The following is an 8604-nucleotide window of genomic DNA, read 5'->3' on the forward strand; positions in this document are numbered from 1 at the left end:
GAGTTAAAGGTGTGCGTCTACCGAGTTAAAGGTGTGCGTCTACCGAGTTGAGGTGTGCGTCTACCGAGTTAAAGGTGTGCGTCTACCGAGTTACCGCTCAAAAAAAAACCAGCAACACAAAGGTGTTTATTGACAAAATCATTCACACACCTTTAGTATGGGTGTGTAAATAAAAAACAGGAAAAACACCCGTGGATTTAGCTAACATATCGTCAAAAACTAAAGTTCGACATAAGACAGATATCAATCGAACATTGTCACAGATGCCATTATCTTCTAGGCGTGTTTTATTCATGGCCATAGCTCAGCTCGACTCTAAGAGGTTGATTAAAAAAGGGCAAGTGTTCCGCATTTACGCAAGTGAATATGCAAAGATAGCTAAACTTGAAATGAATACGGCTTATGAGCAACTGAAATCAGCGGCACTAGATCTACAAAAACAATTAATTGGGATTCCAAAAGATCAGCTTTTATCTCCAATACCGCGAAAAGGTGATCGCCCTTGGGTTAGACCTGTAGGTACTGGAATTAGAATGCTTAATGTTACTGAATACTGTGATTATGAAGAGGGTGATGGTTTTGTTGACATCAGCTTTAGCCGCCAAATGGAACCTTACATTTGTATGATCGAGGGTAATTATACCACTCAGGTTTTACTCTCCAGCGCACGACTAAGAGACACAAACGCGAGTAACTTATATCAATTAATCAGACAAAAAATAGGCGAGAAAAAAGATCGGTATTTTGAAATTACAGTTGATGAACTCAAAGATGAGCTAGGGCTGTTTACTATATTCAATAAAGAGAAAAAATACTCTTACCCGCTCTTTAAAGAGTTCAATCGCAGCGTAATTAAGTTGAGCATAGATACAATAACAGATACCACAGAAATAAAAGATCTAAGCGTAGAGATCATTGAACGAAAACAGCGGAAAGCAAGCAAACTAAAATTTACATACAGAGTTGACGAACAAATGAAGTTTGACGGGTTTTAACATACAATCCAGATGCAACACTCGCAACACTGCATCCCTTGATGCTTAAACACTAGGTGCAACATGGCAAAAGTAAATTTATCTCAAGCCGCCAAATTGACGGGTAAAAACAGAACCACAATATGGCGTCATATCCACTCTGGCAAGCTTTCCATAGAGAGAGATAGAGACGGATTACCGTTTGTAGACACCTCGGAATTAATCCGTGTATATGGTGAGCTAGAACCAGTTGCAACAAGTGATACAAAAAAAAAGCCACACCAAGCAACATATAATTATGAAGACCTTATTGCGATTGTTGAGCTACTCAGAAAAGAACAAGCGGAAATGAAAGCGGAAATAGAAAACTTAACGAATAGGCTTACTTACATTCCAGAGCCAAACAGCAAAGAGCAGTCTCCAGTAACACAAAGCAAAAAACCGGAAGATGATCCCGATTGGCCAAAAGAAATAAAAACAATGGCTGATATTATATTAAGAAATGAAATAAAAAAAATTCATGAGCAAAGCTGACTTAGTTGAAATGACCAAACTGTACAAATATGTCAATATAATTTAAAACATACTCCAACTTAATCAGTATAAAAAACATAACAAAATGCGAGTATAATATGTCTGAAAAAAAATTTAAATTTATAAACGATTCAGCAAAAAAAGCCTTTATGGATCTTCCTTTTGAAATTAGAAGTCAATTTGGCTCTGATTTAAACGCAGTGCAACAAAACGAAAAACCATTTTCAGACTTTAAAGATATATCTTCAAGCGTTGGCGCCGGGGCGATAGAACTCATTGAAAACGGAAGCCCTGCATATAGAACCGTTTATTGCGCAAAGTTCATGGATACAGTTTACATACTTCATGCTTTTACAAAGACAACGGAAGGTGTAGATAAGCAAGGAATGAGTACTGCGAAAATAAGGTACAAAGAAATGATGAGTGAAGTCAGAGAAATGAATAAAAAAATAAAGCAGGCTAAATAAACCTGCGTTGAAATCAAGCTACTTCAAGTACCTTTACTTCGCAGAAAAGCTCTAAGTTAAATTTAGGCTTAAATTTAAACCCAAGCTTCGCTAGGAATCCAATAAGCTTATCAGAAGAGAATTTATCCACCTTTCCTCTTGTTAATTCACTAGCTCTAGGCTGGGAAATACCAAGGGCATCCATAATATCAGCTTGTCCCCATCCCTTATGCTCGAAAATTTTGCGCATAACAAGAAGTAAGTCAGCACGAAATTCTAGATCTGCCGCTTCACCAGGATTGTCAGTGATAGCATCGAAAATGTTGGTATAAGTTAGGTTTGTCATAAAGACCTCAAATAGCACTTTTAAGTTATACGTAATTTTGTATAAAACCAGTATAATTGACAAAGGCGTCAATAGTGGTCTGACCAGTCTGTGTGCACACAATTGGCAGTTATGTTAAATAGGCCAGTTAGCCCCTCAAAACGAGCCTTTCGCTCCATCCTGTCCACGAACGCGCGCTTTTAAACGGCGATGTACGTCAAAAACACCGAATTTTCAGTGAAAATTTAATACCAAAACAGTTCAATAAATCAGCAGCGTGAGGCCTTTTCGATTTCAGGCAAAATACCGGCTTAACCTGGTATATTCACAAAAAAGTTTTCAGTGAAAACTTTTTTAAGCTATATCATTTTAGATATAGTTGTGTGACGTAATAAAATTTGCTCACTTTTAGACATTTCCGAGTTAGATTTTTACTTCTCGAGCGATCGTTTTAAATTCAAATAACTCTATCTCTTTAACAGTGATGTTATTCGGCATAACAATATCCATTTGTTTTTGTTTGATTTTTAAACGGCAACATCATTTAGGCTCAAGCAAAAACCCAACAGTTAACATATCAAATATGATATACAATATTATTAATCTCTTAAAAATAGATATCTAGCCATAAAAAGGACTTTGCTATGAATCAAAAAATTCTTTCACCAAAATTAAAAAACTTCCTTCGTCAGAATATTATATGGATAGTCGCTGCAGTCGTAGTAATCCTGATTTATTTAAGTACAGGTTCATCACAATCAAACAAACATTGGACAGAATTGGAGAAGGTCTCTCTATGTAAAGCATACATAGCAGATCAGTTCGGAAAACCATTAGATATAATGAAGCTGCAGAGAGTTGGTAACCAAGGCTTGATTTACATTTCATATACTCGCCCACAGGATAATACTGAATGGGATTATGTATGCCAGGTTGATAGTTCTAGCATGGTATGGGCAGGATGGGTTGACGGAACATGGGGACGCTGGCGCCAAGAAGATAAGGTAAGCATCAGTTACAACTTACAAACTAAAACGGCCTCATTTGATTCAATAATGTCCTCGGAAAACATAAAAGTTAAACTTTAAAAATATAAACCAACGTTATAAACGTTATAAACGTTGAAAACCTACAAAAAAATATACATTCAGTAGGTTTCGTTTAATATTTATGCGTGATTGGATCACGTTTTTATTCTACTCAGGAGTTCCATATGAAAAAGATATTGCTCATCACATTAATGTTTATTTCCCCAGTAATGGCTGTACAAATAGAGTCTGACGCTCAATTTTCTTCAAATGTAGATAGAAATGATACAGAATTAATAAATGCTATTACTGACATGGTCATTGGTAGTGGGTATAGATGCGATAGTGTATCTGCAATAACCAGATCATCATGGGACGGTAATTTTACTCTCCTATGTAATGGATATAATTATAAATATCAGATAGAAGATAAAGGTGGAAACTGGACTGTTACATTAGATTGATTTTGGTAAAAAGGTTGATTTTTATAATAAAGTCAACCGGCCTTACCTACTTACTCATCAACCCATTCAAGGCGATTTAAAGCACTCTTCAGCAATAAACAATGTGCCTATATTTCATTTTAACTGCTTAGTAGATATCCACTGGTGTTGGTTGAAATCAATTTCAAATCAGCGAAGTTATCTTATCATTACATACGATACTCTGAAAAATGGCGCACAGTTACAGGCTTAGCATTTACATTTCAAAAAGATTTTCAGTGAAAATAATTTTTAGGATATAAAAATGACATACAAAACGACAACCCTTCAACAGCTTAAAGAGAAAGCCCTCAACAACCCTGAAGTAAAAAGATGTTACGACAATGAAACGTTAACAATAGATGATGTTGAGATCATCGAAGTTACAATGAATGACGTTGAGACAATTGAGATGAAGGAAACCATCTAAACCAGAATTGGCTTATTTTATTGTTAGAGTACAGAAAGATTTTCAGCAAAAATCCCGTGCAGACTATATCATTTTAGATATGATTTGCCAAAATTACAGCAGCCAAAAGCGTTGAGAGAGTTGCAAAGATAAAAGTAGTAATATGGTTTAGTAACCATTTTATAGCTGACTTAAGAGCTTTATAAGTTCGTTGCTCTACAAACATGATATCTGAACAATCCCAGTAATTAATGTGACGATTGGTACCAATCTCTAGCCCAAAGCTATCGAGTGATGATCTACCACTGCTGTTTGTGATTATCCCTTTGTGAACTAGGTGCTCAAAGTGAGCTATAAACTTATTATCCACCACCCCCTTCTTGTCTGTGATGCTAATGCCATTATTTTTTAAGCTGAATAAATAATCAGAAATTTTTACACCTAAAGTGCCTTTTAAAGGGGTAAGTAACTTCATCTCATATGATGTATCTATATCTATATTCATTTTTAACTCCTTTTCGTTTAGACATAATAATATACCTAAAAATTCTAATTGCAAGTTTGCCTCCTCCGTAAGTCATTGAACAATAACGCAATAGTGTGTTATTGAAGTTAAGGTAGATAGGGCAGACGTAACTTTTTATACTATGAAAAAACCTCGCGTATTAGCTTTCTAAAGCAAAAACCTTATTCAGCCTGCTTGTCTTATAGTCTATGCAACTGACTTGGAGGGGAAACGTTTTAATGAGCCTTCTTATTTAACTTATTTTTTATCGCGAGCACTCGTTCCAGCCATTCTTTCACTTCTGGAGAGCCTAATTGTTCATCCATCAACGATCCCATATCTGATCGCAACCTTTCCAATTCAGCTTTTAATTCATCTTCTTTCTTCACTGTATGCAGTCCTGCTAGCTCATATCGATTAAAAAAGTATTAAGACCTTCAGACTTTAATAAGCCGGATGCTACGAGCTTTTTAATTGAACGTGACACGTTCGGCTGCTTCAATGCAAAATCTTCAGCGATTTTAGACTGATTAATCTCAAAGCTTTTTCCCTGCTCAAAGCCTGCATATTTCATCATCAAATAATTCAAAAGTAAGATGTCAGCTTTCGATAATTTATGATTGCTCATTGCATTAATGAATATCGAAACAGCTCTAAGATCGTTCGTGTTGTTTTCCATATTATGCTCTTTTCTATATCAAATCAGATATAGCTATAGTATCAAACTCCCTACAAAATTACTATATCATTTTTGATATAGTTTGATTTTATTGCGCGACAAAAAGAACAAAGGCCGAGACTCCTCGCATTAGGAACATCATTGTTTCGTCTCGCTATGTTCATATAGGCTGACGCCTATAAAACATAGCGAGACTCTGGCCTAGCGCAATTTCACGCAATTTATTTTATCCCTAAATAAAATGACGAAATCTGACGCCTAAATCCCGAAACATCAAAATAGCAAGTTCGCGTTTGAACGTTCCCTGGTATGTCGTTACATTCGAGTTTCCAAAGAGTTGTGCCTTTAGCACACCAGTCCTCCGGAAACTGGTAAAACAAATCTGAGACCTGAATACATCAGGGAAATAGTTACCCACTATCGATAATCGAAATTAGGAGGCCATAAGGCAATGAAGAAAACTTCAAAATCCACTTAACCAGTGTAACGGTCAGTGATTCATCTCACTCAAAATTCAGATGCGGAATAGGCTAGATAAGTTTGAACCTTTGCTCCGTTTAGCAAAAATCAGGCTAATAGGCATTTAGTTGTCGCTGCTATCAATACTGATAGTTGTATGTTCTTACGAGAATCGAAATGAAAAAAAAACCAAAGCAAGTCCCGTTATATTTTGATCCAGTGGCTGAAGTCGCCAAACTAAAAGCCCAAACTAAAGCCATTCGAAAACGTAATTATTCTCAGCGTAAATCCGCATTAGATAATTATCATGGTGAAATAATTCAATTGTTAAGAAACGGCTCTACGGCCACAGAAGTGCATCGGTGGTTACATGAGCTAGAAGTAACCATTTCACTTTCAACCGTCACTCGCTGGATTAAAAAGCATGGGTAAAAAAGATCCGATTGCCGTAGCCAAAACCCAAGCGGCTAACGTCATGAAAACGATACAAGGGATTCATATCAAATCCGTTGGTACTGTCAGGAACTACGAAGAGGCGCTTTCTCGTGTGGCTCAATATGCCAATCGTGAATTGAATATTGGCTTACGTGAAATGACACCGGAACAAGCCATTAACTACCTTGAAGAACGCGGGGAAAATGTACGCCAAAAGACACTCGATTTAGAGCGCCAAGCGATTCAAGCAATGATGTATTTCAATAGTAAAAAGCTCGATATTAATGAGCGAATTACCCCCATAAAATCAGCGTTAGCCACCATCGAAAAATCTCGCAGCTATACGGCTGAACAAGTCAAAATGATTGTTGGTTCCCAACAAGAACAAAACGCGCTTTCAACTCAAATTGCCTATGCCGCAGGGTTAAGATCGCATGAATTATTTACCCTGTTGCCGCTTAGTGAAAGAGCGGCTGACACGAGGAAAGAAAAAGAAAAAGAGGCTATTCAGCACAAGTTTTCCGGTCGTAGCGGTGAGCGTTATACCGTCCAGGGCAAAGGGGGGCTGTGCCGAGAAGTGGAGATCCCTTTGCACCTGGCGCAACAACTTGAAGCAAGACGTTTAGAGACACCGAAACAGGTCAATGATAGAGGCGTTCATTACACCCAATATTATGATATTCGCGGTGGCAGAACGTGGTCTTCCTCGTTTAGCGGTTCATCCACTCGCACCTTGGGCTGGTCGTCAGGCGGGCATGGCCTACGCCATAGCTATGCACAAGAACGGATGTACGAGCTTCAAAATTCAGGAATGAATAGGCAGTTAGCATTAAAAACCGTGTCTCTAGAATTGGGGCATTTTAGAGCAGAAATTACCGAGGTGTACTTACGATGAACTGGAGAAGCGTTCTCATCTTATTGCTTATGGTCGGCTTAGTGCTTGGTTATTTCTGGCTAGACTCGTACATGCAGACTCAGGCATGGGCAAGCGCAAGTAATGCTAAATGGGAAATAAAATCGACAGGTTGGAGCCTGATTTTACACGCTTGGCCTGTGGCCTTTGCGGGTCTATTATTTGCCGGTGGAGCCGCATCAATCTTCTTAGTTAGGCTGTATAGCCGTTTAGAGAATGTCGATCATAGCAATGAAATACAGACCCTAAAGACCGACCTAAAAGCCGCTAAAAATGACGCTGAGACCGCAGAGCAGCGAGAAAGAGAAAAGCTTAATGGGGAGCGCTACGCTTTAGAAAATGAAGAAAAAATATTGTACCAAACACGAGAAAAAATCTTTGCAGAGCAAGAACGTGCGCAACAAATGCTCCAAGAGGCGCATGAGATCGCACGAATGGCAAATGAACGGGTAGAGCAGGCCGAAAAAGCCGCCCGCTTCGCTGAAATAAAACGAGATAGAGCCGCTGGAGGTTTTCACCGGATCAAACAAAAAATCAACACTTAGTATATCATTTCTGATATAGTTATTTAAAACAAAAAATGGGGTCACACATGAGCACATCACAAATTTCAGTTCTCGTTATCTTTGTTGTCGGATTTTTCATTTGTCGGTATCTGTACTTACAGCTCCCGAGTTACAAAGATGAAGACTAAAATAGACATGCCAGCCTCAATATTTCCCCTGTAACCCTCATTATTATGGGATTTTAGCGCTTAAGGTGAGAGGATTTACGGTATATCATTTTTGATATACAAACCCATACTAACTTTCAAGAATTAGCCACTTCTCACTTGCCAATAGACTTCGCTAATCGGTAATTGCTCAGAGGCTCTAAAAAGCGTTTTAAGCCCTTTTCTTTATCCAGACTCCATAAGTCCACGCTTTTTAGCTAAAAACGCCTCAAATCTTCATTTAGACCCCTTAGCTTTGATTTTGACCTCGTATTTCTGCCAGACAGTTGCGTAGCAACATGCTTTTAAACCAAGTTCCAATTCCAAATACCGGCTAACGGCCGGAGGCAAAGCGAACCCTTCCGGTTCGTTCTTTCGCTCTCGCCCCTGCCAAGGGCAGGAAATGGCGAGGCATTATAGCTTTTGGGGGGATGCCGGAAACGAGCGTAGCGAGGGGAAGGGCTGGCGGGGGGCAAGCCCCCCAAGAAGGGTTCTCACTCGGAGATTTTCAAAAAACGTCTATCCACAAAGTGAAGACCAAACTTGCATTAAAGACTTTATATTAACTTGTTTAAGACTTAAAAGACTTAGAGTAATTTTAACCTATTGATTATAAACACCTTATAGAATTAGAGGTGTGCGTCTACCGAGTTAAAGGTGTGCGTCTACCGAGTTAAAGGTGTGCGTCTACCGAGTTGAGGTG

13 protein-coding genes are annotated in these 8604 nt (G+C 38.4%); 9 read left to right on the forward strand and 4 right to left on the reverse strand.

Annotation, left to right across the window (positions count from 1 at the left end; all coding sequences use genetic code 11):
- The first annotated feature begins 191 nt into the window (after positions 1–191).
- The 3 genes from ACED29_RS20640 (at position 192) to ACED29_RS20650 (ending at position 1975) form a co-directional block, all read left to right on the forward strand.
- Positions 192–995, forward strand: coding sequence for a replication initiation protein (locus tag ACED29_RS20640; RefSeq protein WP_237162722.1), 804 nt, complete (start codon positions 192–194; stop codon positions 993–995).
- 63 nt (positions 996–1058) lie between these two features.
- Complete coding sequence (locus tag ACED29_RS20645) at positions 1059–1508, forward strand: hypothetical protein (RefSeq protein WP_371698609.1); 450 nt, start codon at positions 1059–1061, stop codon at positions 1506–1508.
- 98 nt (positions 1509–1606) lie between these two features.
- Positions 1607–1975 (forward strand): type II toxin-antitoxin system RelE/ParE family toxin, encoded by a 369-nt coding sequence (locus ACED29_RS20650; RefSeq protein ID WP_371698610.1) that lies wholly within the window; start codon positions 1607–1609, stop codon positions 1973–1975.
- 13 nt (positions 1976–1988) lie between these two features.
- Here the strand turns inward: ACED29_RS20650 and ACED29_RS20655 are convergent, their stop codons facing one another.
- The gene (locus ACED29_RS20655) at positions 1989–2300 is read right to left on the reverse strand and encodes a helix-turn-helix domain-containing protein (protein WP_371698611.1); all 312 of its coding nucleotides are present in this window, start codon (positions 2298–2300) and stop codon (positions 1989–1991) included.
- Between the two features lie 623 nt (positions 2301–2923).
- On the opposite strand from ACED29_RS20655, the gene ACED29_RS20660 reads away from it, so the two are divergent.
- The 3 genes from ACED29_RS20660 (at position 2924) to ACED29_RS20670 (ending at position 4219) form a co-directional block, all read left to right on the forward strand.
- Positions 2924–3367, forward strand: a complete 444-nt coding sequence (locus tag ACED29_RS20660) for a hypothetical protein (RefSeq protein ID WP_371698612.1) — start codon at positions 2924–2926, stop codon at positions 3365–3367.
- Positions 3368–3492: 125 nt separating this feature from the next.
- Positions 3493–3771, forward strand: a complete 279-nt coding sequence (locus ACED29_RS20665) for a hypothetical protein (RefSeq protein WP_371698613.1) — start codon at positions 3493–3495, stop codon at positions 3769–3771.
- Positions 3772–4054: 283 nt separating this feature from the next.
- Positions 4055–4219 (forward strand): hypothetical protein, encoded by a 165-nt coding sequence (locus ACED29_RS20670; protein WP_371698614.1) that lies wholly within the window; start codon positions 4055–4057, stop codon positions 4217–4219.
- Between the two features lie 73 nt (positions 4220–4292).
- Here ACED29_RS20670 and ACED29_RS20675 read toward each other — a convergent pair whose 3' ends face one another.
- From ACED29_RS20675 to ACED29_RS20685, 3 genes are all read right to left on the reverse strand, one after another.
- On the reverse strand, positions 4293–4757 hold the full coding sequence (locus tag ACED29_RS20675) for a hypothetical protein (RefSeq protein WP_371698615.1): 465 nt from the start codon (positions 4755–4757) through the stop codon (positions 4293–4295).
- Positions 4758–4939: 182 nt separating this feature from the next.
- Positions 4940–5092 carry a hypothetical protein gene (locus tag ACED29_RS20680; protein WP_371698616.1) on the reverse strand — a complete coding sequence of 51 codons (153 nt, stop codon included), beginning with the start codon at positions 5090–5092 and terminating at the stop codon, positions 4940–4942.
- A 14-nt stretch (positions 5093–5106) separates the two neighbouring features.
- Entirely contained in the window at positions 5107–5382 is a 276-nt protein-coding gene (locus ACED29_RS20685) for a hypothetical protein (protein WP_371698617.1), read from the reverse strand.
- 636 nt (positions 5383–6018) lie between these two features.
- Between ACED29_RS20685 and ACED29_RS20690 the strand changes: the two genes are divergently transcribed.
- Genes ACED29_RS20690 through ACED29_RS20700 form a run of 3 tightly spaced genes read left to right on the forward strand, consistent with a single transcriptional unit; the run spans position 6019 to position 7734 of the window.
- Entirely contained in the window at positions 6019–6273 is a 255-nt protein-coding gene (locus ACED29_RS20690; RefSeq protein WP_371698618.1) for a hypothetical protein, read from the forward strand.
- Complete coding sequence (locus ACED29_RS20695; protein ID WP_371698619.1) at positions 6266–7171, forward strand: site-specific integrase; 906 nt, start codon at positions 6266–6268, stop codon at positions 7169–7171. The genes ACED29_RS20690 and ACED29_RS20695 overlap by 8 nt, the downstream gene beginning before the upstream one ends.
- Positions 7168–7734, forward strand: a complete 567-nt coding sequence (locus tag ACED29_RS20700) for a hypothetical protein (protein WP_371698620.1) — start codon at positions 7168–7170, stop codon at positions 7732–7734. The genes ACED29_RS20695 and ACED29_RS20700 overlap by 4 nt, the downstream gene beginning before the upstream one ends.
- Positions 7735–8604 lie beyond the last annotated feature (870 nt).

Origin of the sequence: Shewanella sp. 5S214 (assembly GCF_041439795.1) — a bacterium.
GTDB lineage: Bacteria > Pseudomonadota > Gammaproteobacteria > Enterobacterales > Shewanellaceae > Shewanella > Shewanella vesiculosa.

Bases quoted from the DNA above. Each gene is read 5' to 3' on its own strand.
- ACED29_RS20645 (WP_371698609.1), top strand. From the start codon at position 1,059: ATGGCAAAAGTAAATTTATCTCAAGCCGCCAAATTGACGGGTAAAAAC.
- ACED29_RS20650 (WP_371698610.1), top strand. From the start codon at position 1,607: ATGTCTGAAAAAAAATTTAAATTTATAAACGATTCAGCAAAAAAAGCC.
- ACED29_RS20655 (WP_371698611.1), bottom strand. From the start codon at position 2,300: ATGACAAACCTAACTTATACCAACATTTTCGATGCTATCACTGACAAT.
- ACED29_RS20660 (WP_371698612.1), top strand. From the start codon at position 2,924: ATGAATCAAAAAATTCTTTCACCAAAATTAAAAAACTTCCTTCGTCAG.
- ACED29_RS20665 (WP_371698613.1), top strand. From the start codon at position 3,493: ATGAAAAAGATATTGCTCATCACATTAATGTTTATTTCCCCAGTAATG.
- ACED29_RS20670 (WP_371698614.1), top strand. From the start codon at position 4,055: ATGACATACAAAACGACAACCCTTCAACAGCTTAAAGAGAAAGCCCTC.
- ACED29_RS20685 (WP_371698617.1), bottom strand. From the start codon at position 5,382: ATGGAAAACAACACGAACGATCTTAGAGCTGTTTCGATATTCATTAAT.
- ACED29_RS20690 (WP_371698618.1), top strand. From the start codon at position 6,019: ATGAAAAAAAAACCAAAGCAAGTCCCGTTATATTTTGATCCAGTGGCT.
- ACED29_RS20695 (WP_371698619.1), top strand. From the start codon at position 6,266: ATGGGTAAAAAAGATCCGATTGCCGTAGCCAAAACCCAAGCGGCTAAC.
- ACED29_RS20700 (WP_371698620.1), top strand. From the start codon at position 7,168: ATGAACTGGAGAAGCGTTCTCATCTTATTGCTTATGGTCGGCTTAGTG.